The 15,246-nt window shown below is 75.1% G+C and carries 14 protein-coding genes; 5 read left to right on the forward strand and 9 right to left on the reverse strand.

Features of this window, described 5'->3' with window-relative positions; translation table 11 throughout:
- Positions 1-102 precede the first annotated feature (102 nt).
- A complete protein-coding gene (gene cofD / locus ACFWN3_RS04825) occupies positions 103-1,107 on the forward strand; it encodes a 2-phospho-L-lactate transferase (RefSeq protein WP_377643954.1) in 1,005 nt (334 codons plus the stop codon).
- On the forward strand, positions 1,104-2,171 hold the full coding sequence (locus ACFWN3_RS04830) for a coenzyme F420-0:L-glutamate ligase (RefSeq protein WP_377643956.1): 1,068 nt from the start codon (positions 1,104-1,106) through the stop codon (positions 2,169-2,171). Before cofD ends, ACFWN3_RS04830 begins: the two co-directional genes overlap by 4 nt.
- A 276-nt stretch (positions 2,172-2,447) precedes the next feature.
- Here ACFWN3_RS04830 and ACFWN3_RS04835 read toward each other — a convergent pair whose 3' ends face one another.
- The 7 genes from ACFWN3_RS04835 to ACFWN3_RS04865 all read right to left on the reverse strand — a co-directional run bounded on the left by ACFWN3_RS04835 (position 2,448) and on the right by ACFWN3_RS04865 (position 10,219).
- Positions 2,448-3,365, reverse strand: coding sequence for a DNA-3-methyladenine glycosylase family protein (locus tag ACFWN3_RS04835; protein WP_377643958.1), 918 nt, complete (start codon positions 3,363-3,365; stop codon positions 2,448-2,450).
- 58 nt (positions 3,366-3,423) lie between these two features.
- Positions 3,424-4,245, reverse strand: coding sequence for a methyltransferase domain-containing protein (locus ACFWN3_RS04840; protein WP_377643960.1), 822 nt, complete (start codon positions 4,243-4,245; stop codon positions 3,424-3,426).
- The gene (locus ACFWN3_RS04845; protein ID WP_377643962.1) at positions 4,242-5,162 is read right to left on the reverse strand and encodes a lysylphosphatidylglycerol synthase domain-containing protein; all 921 of its coding nucleotides are present in this window, start codon (positions 5,160-5,162) and stop codon (positions 4,242-4,244) included. Before ACFWN3_RS04845 ends, ACFWN3_RS04840 begins: the two co-directional genes overlap by 4 nt.
- Positions 5,163-5,179: 17 nt before the next feature.
- A complete protein-coding gene (locus ACFWN3_RS04850) occupies positions 5,180-7,099 on the reverse strand; it encodes a glycosyltransferase family 4 protein (protein WP_377643964.1) in 1,920 nt (639 codons plus the stop codon).
- Between the two features lie 4 nt (positions 7,100-7,103).
- Positions 7,104-8,315, reverse strand: a complete 1,212-nt coding sequence (locus ACFWN3_RS04855; protein ID WP_377643966.1) for a glycosyltransferase family 2 protein — start codon at positions 8,313-8,315, stop codon at positions 7,104-7,106.
- A 59-nt stretch (positions 8,316-8,374) separates the two neighbouring features.
- Positions 8,375-9,382 (reverse strand): DNA topoisomerase IB, encoded by a 1,008-nt coding sequence (locus tag ACFWN3_RS04860; RefSeq protein WP_377643968.1) that lies wholly within the window; start codon positions 9,380-9,382, stop codon positions 8,375-8,377.
- Positions 9,383-9,574: 192 nt separating this feature from the next.
- A complete protein-coding gene (locus ACFWN3_RS04865) occupies positions 9,575-10,219 on the reverse strand; it encodes a PaaI family thioesterase (protein ID WP_377643970.1) in 645 nt (214 codons plus the stop codon).
- 56 nt (positions 10,220-10,275) lie between these two features.
- On the opposite strand from ACFWN3_RS04865, the gene ACFWN3_RS04870 reads away from it, so the two are divergent.
- Positions 10,276-10,758, forward strand: a complete 483-nt coding sequence (locus ACFWN3_RS04870) for a winged helix-turn-helix transcriptional regulator (protein ID WP_377643971.1) — start codon at positions 10,276-10,278, stop codon at positions 10,756-10,758.
- An 80-nt stretch (positions 10,759-10,838) separates the two neighbouring features.
- Positions 10,839-11,636 carry an inositol monophosphatase family protein gene (locus tag ACFWN3_RS04875; protein WP_377643973.1) on the forward strand — a complete coding sequence of 266 codons (798 nt, stop codon included), beginning with the start codon at positions 10,839-10,841 and terminating at the stop codon, positions 11,634-11,636.
- Positions 11,637-11,762: 126 nt separating this feature from the next.
- Here ACFWN3_RS04875 and ACFWN3_RS04880 read toward each other — a convergent pair whose 3' ends face one another.
- Together ACFWN3_RS04880 and ACFWN3_RS04885 are read right to left on the reverse strand one after the other, a co-directional pair.
- Positions 11,763-14,039 (reverse strand): hypothetical protein, encoded by a 2,277-nt coding sequence (locus tag ACFWN3_RS04880; RefSeq protein WP_377643974.1) that lies wholly within the window; start codon positions 14,037-14,039, stop codon positions 11,763-11,765.
- Positions 14,036-14,440 carry an adenylyltransferase/cytidyltransferase family protein gene (locus ACFWN3_RS04885; protein WP_377643976.1) on the reverse strand — a complete coding sequence of 135 codons (405 nt, stop codon included), beginning with the start codon at positions 14,438-14,440 and terminating at the stop codon, positions 14,036-14,038. The genes ACFWN3_RS04880 and ACFWN3_RS04885 overlap by 4 nt, the downstream gene beginning before the upstream one ends.
- A gap of 46 nt (positions 14,441-14,486) precedes the next feature.
- On the opposite strand from ACFWN3_RS04885, the gene ACFWN3_RS04890 reads away from it, so the two are divergent.
- Entirely contained in the window at positions 14,487-15,236 is a 750-nt protein-coding gene (locus ACFWN3_RS04890; protein ID WP_377643978.1) for a TIGR03089 family protein, read from the forward strand.
- Positions 15,237-15,246: the final 10 nt, after the last annotated feature.

Genomic DNA, 15,246 nt, shown 5'->3' on the forward strand with positions numbered 1-15,246 from the left:
CCCGCGTCAAGCCAGTCGGTGATATCGGTGAAAACGGTGGGTGACGCGGCGGCGTGTCGGGGCGGCTCGCCGGGCCGTGGAGGGGGCTGAGAGACTGCCCGCATGCACATCACGGCCCTCGCCGGAGGGGTCGGTGGGGCGCGCTTCATCCGCGGTCTGCGCCACCACCTCGACACCACCCCCGGCCTCGAGGACACCACGGTCACGGTCATCGCGAACACCGGCGACGACATCACCCTCTTCGGACTGCGGGTGTGCCCCGACGTCGACACGCTCCTCTACACCCTCGGCGGCGGCGTCCACGACGGACAGGGCTGGGGCCGGGCCGACGAGAGCCACCGGCTCCAGGGCGAGCTGGCGGCGTACGGCGTGGAGCCGCAGTGGTTCGCGCTCGGCGACCTCGACCTCGGCACCCACATCGCCCGCTCGCAGTGGCTGGGCCAGGGGGCGTCCCTCTCGCAGGTCACGGCGCGCCTCGCCGAGCGGTGGGGCCTGCCGGCGCAGCGCCTCGAGCTGCTCCCGATGACCGACACCCCGGTCGAGACGCACGTCGTCGTCGACGAGGTCGAGGACGGGTCCGGTCGGGATGATGAGGTCGTCGGCGAGCGGGCGATCCACTTCCAGGAGTGGTGGGTCCGCCACCAGGCGGCCGTCCCCGCGAAGCGCTTCGTCGTCGCCGGGCTCGACCGGGCGGCGGCGGCGCCGGGCGTCCTCGACGCCATCCGCCGCGCCGATGTCGTCCTCCTCCCGCCGAGCAACCCCGTCGTCTCCATCGGCATCATCCTCGGCGTCCCGGGCGTGCGAGATGCGCTGCGCGGCACCGCTGCCCCCGTCGTCGGGGTCTCCCCGCTGATCTCCGGCCGACCGGTGCGGGGCCACGCCGACGCGTGCCTCGAGGCGATCGGCGTCGAGGCCACGGCGGCCGCGGTCGGCGGGCTCTACGAGGACTTCCTCGACGGCTGGCTCGTCGACCCCGCCGACGCCGCGACGACGCTGCGCCGCGCGCGGGTGGAGGCCCACGACGGGCCGCTGCTCATGACCGACGTCGAGGCCACGGCCGGGATCGCCGCGCACGCCCTGCGGATCGCGTCGTCGGTGCCCGCGTGAGCGGTGGCCGCTCGCTCGAGGTCGTCCCGGTCACCGGGGTGGGCGAGGTGGCGGCGGGCGACGACCTCGCTGCCCTGCTGCTCGGCGCCCTCGTGCGTTCGGGGGTGGCCCTCGGCACCGGCGACTGCGTCGTCGTGTCGAGCAAGGTCGTGTCCAAGGCCCTCGGGCTGACGTGGGACGGGTCGCGGGAGTCGGCGGTGGAGTCCGCGACGGTCCGCGTCGTCGCCGAGCGGGTCGGCGAGGGCGGCGCGGTCACCCGGGTCGTCGAGGCCGAGGCCGGTCCCGTGATGGCCGCGGCGGGCGTCGACGCGTCGAACACCGGGCCGGGCGACACCGTCCTGCTCCTCCCCCGCGACCCCGACGGTGAGGCGCGCCGGCTGCGTGCGGCCCTGCTCGGCCTCCTCGGGCTCGACGACGGTGCGGCGTTCGCGGTCGTCCTCAGCGACACCGCGGGGCGCCCGTGGCGCAACGGCCTCGTCGACCTCGCCATCGGGTCGTCGGGGCTCGCCGTCGTCGACGACCTGCGCGGCGGGCTCGACCACGACGGGCGGCCGCTCGCGGTGACGACCCGCGCCCTCGCCGACGAGGTGGCGAGCGCCGCGGACCTCGTCAAGGGCAAGGTCGACGGCGTCCCGGCGGCAGTCGTCCGCGGTCTCGACCCGTCGTGGTTCTCCGTCGGCGCCGAGGGGGCGCGCTCGCTCGTGCGCACCGGACCCGGGGACTGGTTCGCGCTGGGGACCGCGGAGGCCGTGCGGTCGGCGCTCGGTGCCGCGCCCGGGTCGGCCGAGGCGGCCGACGTGGGCATCGCGTCGGTGCGTCCCGACGAACCTCTCGCCGAGCGCGTTGGCAGGGTCGTGGCGCTGACCCTCCTCGACGTGCCCGGCGGCTCGGCCGACGTCGGCGTCGACGAGGCAGCAGGCACCGCCGAGGTCACCCTCGGCGCCGACGACCCCTACGACCTCGGCCGCCTCGTCGTGCGCTGCGAGGTCGCGGCCGCCTCCGAGTCCCTGACCGCGACCGTCTCCGCCCGCACCGCCACGACGGTCGCCCTCGTCCTCTCCTGACGAGGCCCCAGGGGGTACGTCCGGAACTGCTCAACCCGCTGGATCGATCGATCCAGCGGGTTGTGCAGTTCCGGAGAGGGGTGGGTTGAAGAGTCAGCGAGGGGTGGGTTGAAGAGTCAGCGAGGGGTGGGGTGAAGGGTTCGGCGAGGGCGGGTCGAGTGGCTCCGCCGAGGGCGGGTCGAGGGGCTCCGCCGAGCCCGTGGAGGTCGCCGCCCACGGCGGGCGGAGCGGGTCCCGGCGAGGCAGTGGGTCCCGTGACGTGGGTCGGAAGCGGCGTCAGAACCGGCGGACGGGGAGGTGGGTGGGGAGCGTCATCCGGGCGCCGCGGCGGGGGCGGTGGTGGCCGCCGAGCTCGAGGAGGCGCTGGACCCGGTAGCGGTGCGGCGACCAGGGCTCGAGGAGCTCGGCGAGGGCGTCGTCGTCGAGCGGGGTCCCCGTGAGCGCCCACGTCATGTCCTTGGCGACGTGGTAGTCGCCGAAGCTCACCTCGTCGGCCAGCCCGAGGGCCCGTTGGGCGACCTCCGCCCACGTCCACCGACCGACGCCGGGCAACGCGGTGAGCCGCGCGCGAGCCTCGGCGGGCGCCATCGACGCGGTCTCCTCGATGCGGCCGGCGCGTCCGACGACGGAGACGACGGTCCTCGACCGCCCGGGGTCGACGCCCGCGCGCAGCCACTCCCACGACGGGATCGCGCCCCACTCCGCGGCACTCGGTGGCACGACGAGCCCCATCGCCTCACCCGGTCCCGGTGCGGGAGAACCGAACCGGCGCACCAGCATCCGGTACCCCGCGAACGCCTCCTTGCCGGTGACCTTCTGCTCGATGATCGACGGCACGAGCGCCTGGAGGACGAGGCCCGAGCGCGGCACCCGCCACCCGGGCCAGCGACGGGCGGCGTCGGTGACGAGCGGGTGCCGTGTCTCGAAGCCATCGGCGTCGTCGAGCTCGCCGAGCAGCGCCGGCACCTGCTCGAGCATCCACCCGGCCCCCGGCCCCCACGCGGTGGCCGTGACGACCTCCGACACCGGGGACGGCACCTGAAGCCGCAGCGTCACCGGGCCGTCGGGCGTGCGCCAGGCGAACCACCAGCCGTGGTCGTCGCGGCGGCTGGTCGGGTCTGCCCCACCACGCCGGAAGATGCCGACGACGGCCCCCAGCGGCACCGGCCGTGACGCCCGGACGACGCGCTCCACACCAGCGCCCGAGGGCGACGCGGGCCCGGGCACCGACGACGACGGCGTCACCGCGGAGTCACCCCGAGACGTGGCGGGGGGCGACGCGCAGGCGCGGACCCGCGGGCGAGGCCGTGCCCTTGAACGCCGCCCACACGTACGTCGGCACCGCGGGCAGTGCGGCCGCGAGGACGCCCTCGGGGATCCTCGAGGACCACGCCGGGACGTTGTCGTCGGCGGAGAAGGCGGCCGGGTCGGCGAGGACGGGGAGCGTGTAGTCCCACACGTCGTAGGCCCCGAAGAGGCGGCGCAGCCCGGCCGGCGTGTAGTAGCGCTCGTAGTAGTGCTCGCCCTTGCGGGTCAGCCGCAGGTACCGGTCGGCGGCGCGCTGCGGCAGCCACGACAGGAACGGCAGCCGGTGGTGCGGCTCGAGCACCTGCCAGCGGTGCCCGATGCCGAGGTAGAGCACCCCGCCCGGACGCAGGACCCGGTGGATGTCGGCGACGACGGCCTCGGGGTCGACGACGTGCTCGTAGATGTGGTTGAGGACGGCGACGTCGACCGAGGCGTCGTCGAACGGCAGGTCCTCGCCGCGGGCGAGCCGGAAGTCGACCCGGTCGCCGAAGCGGGCCCGCGCCTTCTCGAGCCCGGGCTCGTCGATGTCGACGCCGCTCGTCGTGGCGCCGGCGAGGGCCAGCTCGTCGGCGATGAACCCCGCCGAGCAGCCGACGTCGACGGCGGTCAGCCCGTCGAGCGACTCGACCCCGAGGGCGTGCCGCACGACGGCGACGATCTTGGCCGCCTTCTTCCGGCGGGCCTCCTCGTCGAGCATCTTGGCCATGGACTCGGAGTAGGCGAGCTGCTCCTCGCGGCCGCGGCCGGGGTCGTGGTCGTCGGTCACGTCGTCGATCCTAGGAGGTGGTGCCGACGCCCCCACGCCCACGCCGACCCGGCGACGACGAGGTCGGCGAGGACGGCGAGGAAGCGGGCGACGACGACGACCGCGGTCGCGGCCGACAGCGGCATGAGGGTGACGAGCAGCAGCGCCAACAGGCCGTCGCGGACCCCGACGCCCGCCGGCACGAGCACCGAGAACATGCCGGCGGCCGACGCGAGCGGGAAGCCGCACAGCGCCGCCACGAGGAGCGCACCGAGCGGGGCGTCGGGCGCCACCGCGAGCGCGAGCACGAGCACCCCTCCCCCGGCGCACAGCCAGGCGAGGACGAACCAGGCCGACGTCAGGGCGACGGCGCGCCCCGAGAGCTCGTGCTCGAGCGGCTCGCGCCGCAGCAGCCTCAGCCCCCGGGCGATGACGGCGTTGAGCAGCCGCGGCCAGAGCAGCACGGCCCCCAGGACCACGGCGAGGACGACCCACCACCACGAGAACGCCTCACCCGAGCGGTCGAGCAGGCGCGGCACGGCCGGGATCCCCATGAGGCACCCGGTGAGCACCGCCAGCCCGATCGACAGGATCCCGACGACCGCCATCCGCCGCCGCGGCACCTTGAGCCGGGCGCCCATCTCGGCCTGCGCGAGGACGGTCCACACCGAACCGGGCACGTACTTGCCGAGCTGCCCGACGAGGAAGACGCTCGCCGCGGGCCCGGCGGGGAGCCGCGTCCCGAGGTCGGCGAGGAGGACCCGCCACCCCATGAGGGTCGCCAGCGGGGCGCTCGTCGTGAGGACGAACCCCGCCACGAGCGCCGCGGGGCTGACCCGGGCCAGCTCGGTCGAGACCTCGGACCAGTTGCGCCACAGCGCGATTCCGACGGCCGCCAGGATCAGCACGAGCAGCCCGACCCGGACGATGTTGAGCACGCGACCGCTCGGCACCCTCACCGCCGCCGGAAGGTCAGCCGGAGGACGGCGTACGCGGGGGCGTCGCCCCCCTCGGCGTCGAGGCGCGCGTGCCGCATCCGGTCGAGGACGTCGCCGTCGACGTCGCCGACGAGGGTGAGCCCCAGGTCGTCGGCCCGCGCGAGGATGCCGCGCACCCCCGCGGGGCGCACGGCGAAGTCGGGGTCGTCGTCGCCGATGGGCACCGTGATGACGAGCAGCCCGCCCGAGCGCAGCGCCCAGGACGCCTGGCCGACCGCGTGGTCGACGTCGGTGGCGGTGCAGCCGCCCGGGTGGAGGCGGGTGATGACGTCGAGGCTCGCCGTGTCGACGTCGAGCACCTCGACGGCGGCACGGCGCCCGGTCAGCTCGAGCTCGACCGGCGCGAACCCGACCGCGCGGGCCCATCGACCCAGGGGCGACGACGTCCCGGACTCGTCGACGATGACGCTGGAACGGTGCCCGTCGTCGCGGATCCGGATGATGGCCGCGAGCGCCCCGAGCGCCGCCCACGCGGCGACGGGCTCACCCGGGCGAGGGAGGCCGAGGGCCCGGGCGACGTCGACGGCGTCGACCGCGTCGGCATCGAGGGCGAGCAGGTCGGTCGCCCGGATCCGGTCGGGGATGTCGGTGGGGCCGATCTCGACGACGGGGCCGCGGCGCGCACGGATCCCCGCGACGACGGCCTTGGCGCGGCCGAGCGGCGACAGCGGGAGCGGCGGCGGGTCGTCCTCGTCCTCGGCGGGCGGCGCCGCGAGGGCCTCGATGCCGCCGACGTAGTGCGCCCAGGGGCCGGAGAGGTCGGGGCGGCGGACCTCGGCCCGCAGCCGCTCGGCCGCCCCGGGCTCGGCGAGCCGGCGCAGGGCGTCGACGAGGGCGTCGCGGTCGGAGGGCGGGACGAGGATCCCGTCGACCCCGTCGCGGACCTGCTCGGGGAAGGTCCCGACCGCGGAGGCAAGGACGGGGAGCCCGTGGTGCCGCGCGAGCAGGGCGTTCTGCGACGCCGTCGCCGACCGGTAGGTGAGGGCGAAGACGTCGTGGTGGGCCATGAGGCCCGCGATCCGGTCGGCGGGGACGTACCCGCCATGGACCTCGACGCGGCCCTCGAGCCGGGGGTCGGCCGCGAGCTCGCGGACCCGGCGGCCGGCATCGCCCCACAGCTCGCCGGCGACGGTGAGCCGGATCCCGGGGACCTCGCGCACGGCGTCGACGAGCAGGTCGACGCCCTTGTAGTCGCGCACGATGCCGAGCGAGAGCAGGCGCACGTCGCGGTCGTCCTCGGGCCGGTCGGGACGCGGCTGGGGGTCGCCCCCGGGCAGGTGCGGCGGGAGGTCGAGCTCCTTGACGCGGGTGGCCCCGAGCTCGGTGGCGAGGCGGGCCTGCTCGTCGGAGTGGACGACGACGGCGTCGACCCGCTCGAGGAAGCCGCGCATCAGCTGCCGGTCGCCCGGGCGGGTCTCGTGCGGGAGCACGTTGTGGCAGATGACGACGGTGCGCGGTCCGCGTCCCGTGGGGCTCGTCCGGCCGACGCCCGCGGCGCGCAGCAGCGCCAGGTGGGCCGGGACGACGGCGGGGATGACGTGGACGACGACGATGACGTCGGCGTCGCGCAGCCGCCGGCCGGTGCGCACCCAGGTGTCGGGGCGGGCCCAGGACAGGACCCGCAGGGTGCGCGGGAAGGGCTCGACGTCGGGGGCGCCGCCGGGGACGGCCTGCTCACCGGGGTAGAGCGCCGACGGGTAGAGGTGGCTCCACGACACGAGGGTGACGTCGTGCCCGGCCTCGGCGAGCTCGTGGGCGAGGGCGGTCGTGTGCGCGGCGACCCCGCCCTTGAAGGGGTGCGTCGGCCCGACGATGGCGATCGACAGCTGGGCCGACGGTTCCGCGGTGTGCCCGGCGCTCCCGGCGGTCGTGGGCACGGCGTCAGACACCGTCGCGGGACCGCACGACGAGGTCGGAGAGCAGCGCGAGCGAGGCGATCATGATCCCGCTGACGACGAGGAGCACCGTGCTCGCGGGGAAGTAGAACGGGTGGCGGACCATGTCGACGACCGCCTTGACGAACCCGATGACGATCATCCACAGCGCCGGGGGCATCAGCACCTTGAGCGGGTCGAAGTACATGACCATCCGCAGCACCTGGAGGATGTAGCGGTAGGCGTCGTTGACGAAGTGGAACTTGCTGACCCCCGCGCGCTTGGCGTACGAGGTGTCGACGTACTTGATGTCGTGCTGGTTGCTGAGGAACGCGATGGTGATCGTCGTGACGCACGAGAACCCGGCGGGCAGCAGCCGCAGGTAGGGCAGCGAGACCTCGCGGCGGAACGCGCGCAGGCCCGAGTTGAGGTCGGGGATGCGGGTCTTGGTCAGCCACTCGGCGATCTTGCGGATGAGCCACTTCGCGGGCACCCGGGCCCACTTGTGGGTGCCCTCCTCGGTGGTCCGCGCGCCGACGACCTGGTCGTAGCTGGCGTCGTCGCGCAGGATCCGCACGAGGTCGGGGATCTTCTCGTTCTCGTAGGTCATGTCGGCGTCGGTCCACACGACGATCTCGCCGCGCGACTGCTGGGTGCCGATGCGCCGGGCCGTGCCGGAGCCGCCGTTGCGGCGGAAGGGCAGGATGCGCAGGTTCGGGTAGGTCTGCTGCGCGTGGCGCAGGACGTCGAGGGTGTCGTCGGTGCTCGCGTCGTCGATGCAGAGCAGCTCGTAGGTGAGCTCGCTCGCCTGCATCGTGGCGGTGATCCGGTCGATCTCCTTGAGGACGTGGGCGCCCTCGTTGAAGCACGGCAGGACGATCGTCACGTACGGCGCGGTGATGCTGCCCCCCGGCGCGTCCTCGATGGGGTAGGCCGGGTGACCGGTGCGGGCCGGCGCGGGGGTGCGGGTGGGGACCGCGTCGTCCTCGGTGGCCACCCGGGCGGCGGTCCCGGGCTGGAGGCGCGGGAGGACGTTCGTCGCCGCTGGGTCGTCGCTGCGCCCGGCCATCTCGCCCGGGCGGACCTCGACCCACTCGGTCTCGGCGGACCCCGGCGCGGGCTCGCGGGCGACCCCGATCTGCTCGGTCGGGGCGGAGTGGAGGGCGTCGTGGTCGTCGTCGCCGGCGGGGTACGGGGCGACGGGAGGGTGCTCGTTCATCGCCCGCGAGCCTACCGGCGCGCGAGCCCGTCGCCCGCCGCCGCGCACGCGGCGAGGCCTCAGTCGGCGCCGTCGATGAGGCGGGCCACCGCCTTCTCGATGGCGGCCTGGCGCTTGGAGTCGTCGCGGTAGCGCTTCGCGAGGGTCCCGGCGATCGTCACGCCGTCCTCGTACTGCTCGATGACGCGGGGGTCGACGTAGGACTTGCGGGCGATGGTGGGGGTGTTCCCGAGGTAGGCCGAGACCTCCTCGACCGCCAGCTTCACCGCGCGGCGGCGCGAGGCCGCGGTGTCGCCCTTCTCGGGGGACTCGGCGAGGGCGACCGCTGCGAGGACGGTGGCGTGCCAGGTCCGGAAGTCCTTGGCCGTGAGGTCCTCGGCGACGAGCTGGGCGATGTAGGAGTTGACCGCCGTCGCCTGGAGGTCGGCCCAGCGGGCCTCGCCCTTGTAGGCGAGGAGGCGGGTCGAGCCGCCGCGCCGCTTCCTCATGAGGTTGAGGGAGTCGATGACCTGCTGGTCGCTGATGGTGATCGAGTGCTCGATGCCCGACTTGCCGACGAAGGAGAAGACGAGGTCGGTGCCCTGTCGGCGCACGTGGCGGCGCTCGAGGGTGGTGAGGCCGAACGAGCCGTTGGCGTCGGTGTAGGCGTCGCTGCCGATCCGGAAGTACCCGAGGTCGAGCAGGCGGGTCGCCGTGGCGGCGGCGCGGGCGAGCGGCATGCCCTCGGCGCGCAGGTCGTCGATCATCCGCTCGCGCGCCTTGGCCAGGCGGGTGCCGGCGACCTTGACCCGGTCGAACTTCAGCTCGTCGCGCTTGGTGCGCCAGTCGGGGTGGTAGAGGTACTGGCGCCGCCCGGCGTCGTCGGTGCCGACCGCCTGGATGTGGCCGTTCTCGTGGGGGCAGATCCACACGTCCTTCCACGCCGGCGGGATGGCGAGCGCCTTGATCCGCTCGACCGACTCCTGCGGCAGCGCGTCACCGCCCGCGTCGCGGTAGCTGAACCCCTTGCCTGCCCGTCGACGGGTCCAGCCCACCGACCGCGGGGACACCCGCCGCAACCTCGCCATGCCCGGACCCTACCCAGACCGCGCCCCCGCGACACCGCAGGTCAGCGCGCCTTCGACAGCCGGGCCCTCCCCACCGCGTGTGCCGGGGTGGCTGTCCCCACGACCACCTGGGCACACGAGGCCGATGGGGTCCTGTCGCGTGTGCTCAGGTGGCTGCTCCCGCGACCACGTGAGCACACGCGACGGGCAGCATCAGGGGGTGGGGATGGGGAAGATCATGCAGCTGCTCGTGGCGTGGGCGACGAGCCGGCCGGCCTCGTCGGTGAGCTGCGCCTGGGCCAGGGCGGTGCGGCGGCCCCGCTGGATGACGGTGCCCTCGCAGGTGAGGACGCCGGAGCCGACGGTGACCGGGCGCAGGAACTTCACCGTGAGGTCGAGGGTGGTGTAGCTCTCCCCCACGGTCAGCGTCGAGTGCACGGCGCACCCCGCGGCGGTGTCGAGGAGCATCGAGATGACGCCACCGTGGACCGTGCCCAACGGGTTGTAGTGGAACTCGTCCGCGGGCATCTCGACGACGACCCGGCCGGCCTCGGGGCGGAAGTCGGTGACGCCGAGGGTCGCCATGATCGGCGGGGGCGGCATCTCGCCCTCGACCATCGCGGTGAGCTGGCCCAGGCCGTCGAGCGAGGCGAGGTGGCGCGGGTCGCCCTGGCCGGGCCGGGCCCAGGTGAACGTCCGCGACCGGGTGGCGAACGCGCCGGTCCGCATGGCGGAGGTCGGCTCGGGCGGGGTTCGGGGCCGGTCCGCGTCGTCGGCCGGCTCGGGCGGGGTTCGGTGCCGGTCCGCGTCGTCGGCCGGCACGGGGTGGGACGTCGCCTCAGGCTGGGTCTGCGTCATGGACCGAGCATCGCCCATGCTTGCTGAGTCTGTCAACAAGACCTAGCATGGGGTCCGTGTCCGCTCCCCCCGCCCTGGCGTTCTCCACCGACAACTGCACGATCGGCCGGGCCATGGACGTGCTCGGCGAGCGGTGGACCTTCGTCGTGCTGCGCGAGGTCTTCAACGGCATCCGACGCTTCGAGGACATGCGCCGCCACACCGGCATCCCCCGCCAGGTGCTGACCAACCGGCTGGCCGTCCTCGTCGGGCAGGACGTCCTGCGTCGCGAGGCCTACCGGGAGCCGGGCCAGCGCGAGCGGCACGAGTACCGGCTCACCGAGAAGGGCTTCGCGCTCTTCCCCGTCATGGTGGCCATCGCCGAGTGGGGCGACCGCTACCTCGCCGATCCCGAGGGCCCGCCCATCGAGTTCGTCCACCGCGACTGCGACGCGCCCGTCGAGATCCACGTCCGCTGCGCCCGCGACCACGAGGTCGCCGAGCCGCGCGCCATCCTCGGCCGCCCCGGCCCCGGTGTCCGCCCCGCCGCCACCGCCTGACCCCGGCCGCGGCTCCGGGCCCCAGCTTTTCTGTGACGGGCGGATTGGGTGGATGGTCGCGCCTGTGGAAGCGTGGGGTCATGCCCGGCCTGTCGACAGACGCCGTCCTTGACCTCATGCGTGACGTCGCCGCCGAGGTCATCACCCCACGCTTCCGGTCGCTGTCCGCCGGCGAGGTCATGGAGAAGAACCCCGGCGACCTCGTGACCGTCGCCGACCGCGAGGCCGAGGTGCTCATCACGGCCCGGCTCATCGAGGCCTACCCCGACGCCGTCGTCCTCGGCGAGGAGGCGCACGCCGCCGACCACTCGCTCATGGAGCGCTACCTCGCCGCCGAGCACGCCTTCACGGTCGACCCCGTCGACGGCACGAAGAACTTCGTCAACGGCTCCCCCGACCACGCGGTCATGGTCGCCGAGACCCTCCACGGCGAGGCCGTCCGCGCCTGGATCTGGCAGCCCGAGCACGGCGTCGCGTGGGTGGCCGAGAAGGGTGGCGGCACCTGGCGTGACGGCGAACAGGTCTCCACGACACCGGTTCCCGACGACCGCGCACCCGAGGGCGTGACGTCCATCTGGTCCCTGCGCGACCACCGGCTCGGCGACCTGCCGCCCCTGCGCCTGTCGTGGGTGTGCTGCGGCGTCGACTACCCCAAGCTCATCGAGGGCGCCGCCGACTACATCGTCTACAGCCGCTCCAACCCCTGGGACCACGTCCCCGGGTCGCTCCTCGTCACCGAGGCCGGCGGCGCCACCGGCCACCCCGACGGCACGCCCTACACGGCGCGCTCGCTGCGCCCGGGCCTCGTCGCCGCCGTCGACCGTCACACGTGGTCGGCCGTCCAGCGCCGAGCCCAGCCGGAGTTCGCCCGCCGCTGAGGCGTGATCGGCCCCCTCGGCCGACTCTTTGGGTACGGCAACACGCCGACGCCCGAGCCACGACGTCGGCGTGTTGCCGTACTGAAGTCGCGACGGGGCGTGGCGACGGGGCGGGGTGGCGGACCGTCAGGGGGCAGGGGCCTCGGCGAGGAAGACGCGGATGCCGCCGCGGTCGGTCTTGTACGGCCGCCGGTCGAGGGCGTGCTCCTCCTCGGGGAAGCGGATGTCGACGATCGGCCGCGCCTCGAGCCCGAGCCCGGTGAGGGCCTCCGGGCCGTCGGCCGCGAGGAGGACGAGGCGGTGCCCGCTCGACGCGGCGCCCCGGGAGAGCTCGTCGACGACGGACGCCAGCCGGGCCGGGTCCTTGCGGACGGGGGTCGTCGCGATGAAGGTCGGCACGCCGCACATGCCCCGGACGGCCTGCGGCCACTCGGAGGTCGCCCGGCTGTCGACCCCGAGGACGACGTCGCCCGGTTCCAGCGCGGCGCACACGTCGTCGACGGCGCCCAGCGACCCGCGCTCGACGCCGACGCCGCGGAACGGCCAGGTGGCCAGGACCGCCGGGACGGCCAGGCCCACGACGAGCAGCAGCGCGACCAGCCCGGTCCCCCACGGGCGCCCGGTCGCCTCCAGCCGCCGCGCACCCCACCACGCGGCGACGACGACGAGGGCGACGACGAGCGGCAGCGCGACGAGGAGCCGACGGTCGGCCCACGGGTGGTCGGGGGTGATGCCCGGCCGGAGCAGGGTCAGCACGGTCGAGCCCGCGGCCACGACGAGCACGGGGAACCAGGCCTCGAGCCGGCCCTCCCCCAGGCGTCGCAGGGCGTGCCGCAGGACGAGCGCGAGGGCGACGAGGGCGACGACGACCGCCACCCACCCGGCGTACCAGGCGAGCCAGTCGACGGTGTGCTCGGCGTAGGTGCGGCCGCCGTCGACGGGCAGCCCCTGGCGACGCTGCATCCCGGCGACGTAGCGGGCCCCGGGGTCGTTCGGGTCCTGGCGCGTCGTCATCCACAGCGGCCGGCTGGCCAGCGCGAGGCCGGCGAGGACGACGAGCCCGGCCGCGACGTCGGGGAGGCGGCGCACGACCCCGGCGGGCAGCCGTCGGCCACGGCGCCACAGCCACAGCGCCCCGAAGGAGGCGAGCCCGGCGGCGACGGCCATCGCGAGGAGGGGGACGAGGCTCGCGGCGATGTCGCCGAGGTAGCGGTACGACAGCGACCACGCCGCCGCCAGCGCGAGCACGGTCGAGCCGGCCACCCCGAGGACGACCGGTCGCACCCAGCGCCCGCCCAGCGCCGTCCCCACGGCGAGCAGCGGGAGCAGGAGGAGGACCTCGCGCAACGAGTCGATGCGGGCGAAGCCGGTGCCCCCCAGGAGGATCCCTGCGACGAGCGCGAGCCGCCGGGTCCCGTCGGACGGGATCGCGCCGGCGCGGACGTGGCCGCGGTCGTCGCCGATGACATCGCCGCCGGCACGGCCGCCGCGGTCGTCGCCGATGACGTCGCCGCCGACACGGCCGCCGCGGTCGTCGCCGATGACGTCGCCGCGGCCCTCGCCGCGGTCACCGCCGGCCCGGACGCCCCCACGGTCCTCGCCGTGGCCGTCGCTCGGCACGGCGAGGGTGAGGGCGAGCGCCCCGCCCACGAGGGTGACGAGCGCGAGCTGCTCCGAGTAGGTGCCGCGGGCGACGTTGAGGACGGGGAAGAGCAGCGCGGTGAGCGCGGCCGCCGCGGCACCCCACCACGCCCCGGTCACCGACGCGACGAGCAGCCCGAGGAGGAGCAGGGCCAGCGCCATCGCCACCGCCGGCAGGACCTGGGCGACGGCCGCTCCACCGGCCCACCAGCCGTACCCGTAGACGACCGCCGGGGCCAGGAGGAACTGCGGCTGCACGGCGGGCTCGGCGGGCGAGCCGACCTGGTAGAACGCCGAGCTGCCGACCGAGACGTCCCCGCGCTCGAGCGCCGCCGGCCCGCCGACGACCGAGACGTCGACCGGCACGACGCGGTGGTGGGTCGTCGCGAGGCTGGCCGCGGCCTGGAGGTTGCTCGCGGCGTCACGGCGGACGAGGACGTGCTCGGAGTGGGTCACCCCCGCGTAGACGGCGAAGGCCACGCACAGGCCGACGAGGACGGCGGCCGGCGCCGGGGCGACCCGCACCCCCGGTAGGTCCCGCACGAACCGTCCGGCGCCGATGGCCAGGAGCAGACCCAGCGGCCAGGCCACCCACGGCGACCACCATCCGAGGGCCGACAGCGGCCACGCGAGCGCGCACGTCGCGACGAGCCAGAGCCCGGCGGCCAGGCCCGCGCGGGTCACGAGGTCCCCCGCCCGGGGGCGCGCCGCGGCCGTGGCCGGCACGGCCGCCGGCGCCGGGGCCGCTGCCGGGGAGGTCACGTCGAGAGGCTGGCGATGTGCTCGATCAGGCCGGTCGTCGACACGGACGGCGTCCGCGGGAGGTAGACGACCTCGCACACGTCGTCGACCCAGTCGAACTTGCCGGCCCAGTCGTCGCCCATGACGAGGACGTCGGCCCCGTGCTCGACGATGTAGTCGCGCTTGCGCTCGAGGGACTCCTCGACGAACACCTCGTCGACGACCTTGAGCGAGGCGACGATCTCCATCCGCTCGTCCTGCGAGTACACGGGCGCCCGGCCCTTCTTCGAGATGTTGAGCGCGTCGGCAGAGACGCCGACGACGAGCCGGTCGCCGAGCGCGGCGGCCCGTTGGAGCACCCGGATGTGTCCGACGTGGAAGACGTCGAAGGTCCCGAAGGTGATGACCGTGCGCTCACTCATGCGGGCGAGCCTAGTGGCCGTCCCGGGCGTTGGTAGCGTCCGGTCGGTGAGCACGCCCACCCCCGGCCCCGCCGCGCTCCTGCGCCGCCTCGTCGAGTCCGATCCCGGTCGCCCGCGCATCACCGTCTACGACGACACCGACTCCCCCACCCGTGGGGAGCGCGTCGAGCTGTCGGCGCGCGTCCTCGCGAACTGGGTGGCCAAGGCCGCCAACCTGCTCCAGGACGAGCTGGACGCCGGCGTCGGCACCGTCGTGCGCCTCGACCTCCCGCCGCACTGGCGCACCCTCTACTGGGCGCTCGCGGCGTGGTCGGTCGGCGCGTGCGTCGTCGTGCCGGCCCACCGGGCCGGAGCCCGCGCGGCCGACTCCGACGTGGCGCTGTCGGCCGCCGACGTCGTCGTCACCGACGACCCCGCCACCGCCGAGGACGCCGAGGAGGGGGTGCTCGTCACGCTGGCGGCCCTTGCCCGGTCGGCGCCCGGACCGGTGGCGTCCGGCGTGATCGACGAGGCCAAGGAGGTCGCCACGCACGGCGACGTCTTCACGCCGTGGGAGGAGGCCGACCCCTCCGACCCGGCGCTGCGCAACGGCGGCACGACGACCTTCGGCGACCTCGTCCCCGCCCCGGAGGACGGACGGGTCCACACCGCCACCGACGACACGGCGGCGTTCCTGCGGACCGCCCTCGCTGCCTGGGCCGCCGACGGCTCGGTCGTCCTCACCCGCGGGACGCCGGCTCCCGAGGTCCTCGCGGCGCGACGGTCCGCCGAGGGCGTCACCCGCGACGCCGAGTAGCCCACCCACG

It is taken from the genome of Oryzobacter terrae, from assembly GCF_042756445.1.
Lineage (GTDB): Bacteria > Actinomycetota > Actinomycetes > Actinomycetales > Dermatophilaceae > Oryzobacter > Oryzobacter terrae.

Coding starts and splice junctions, on each gene's coding strand:
- cofD (WP_377643954.1), top strand. CDS start 103: ATGCACATCACGGCCCTCGCCGGAGGGGTCGGTGGGGCGCGCTTCATC.
- ACFWN3_RS04865 (WP_377643970.1), bottom strand. CDS start 10,219: ATGACGCAGACCCAGCCTGAGGCGACGTCCCACCCCGTGCCGGCCGAC.
- ACFWN3_RS04875 (WP_377643973.1), top strand. CDS start 10,839: ATGCCCGGCCTGTCGACAGACGCCGTCCTTGACCTCATGCGTGACGTC.
- ACFWN3_RS04885 (WP_377643976.1), bottom strand. CDS start 14,440: ATGAGTGAGCGCACGGTCATCACCTTCGGGACCTTCGACGTCTTCCAC.
- ACFWN3_RS04860 (WP_377643968.1), bottom strand. CDS start 9,382: ATGGCGAGGTTGCGGCGGGTGTCCCCGCGGTCGGTGGGCTGGACCCGT.
- ACFWN3_RS04855 (WP_377643966.1), bottom strand. CDS start 8,315: ATGAACGAGCACCCTCCCGTCGCCCCGTACCCCGCCGGCGACGACGAC.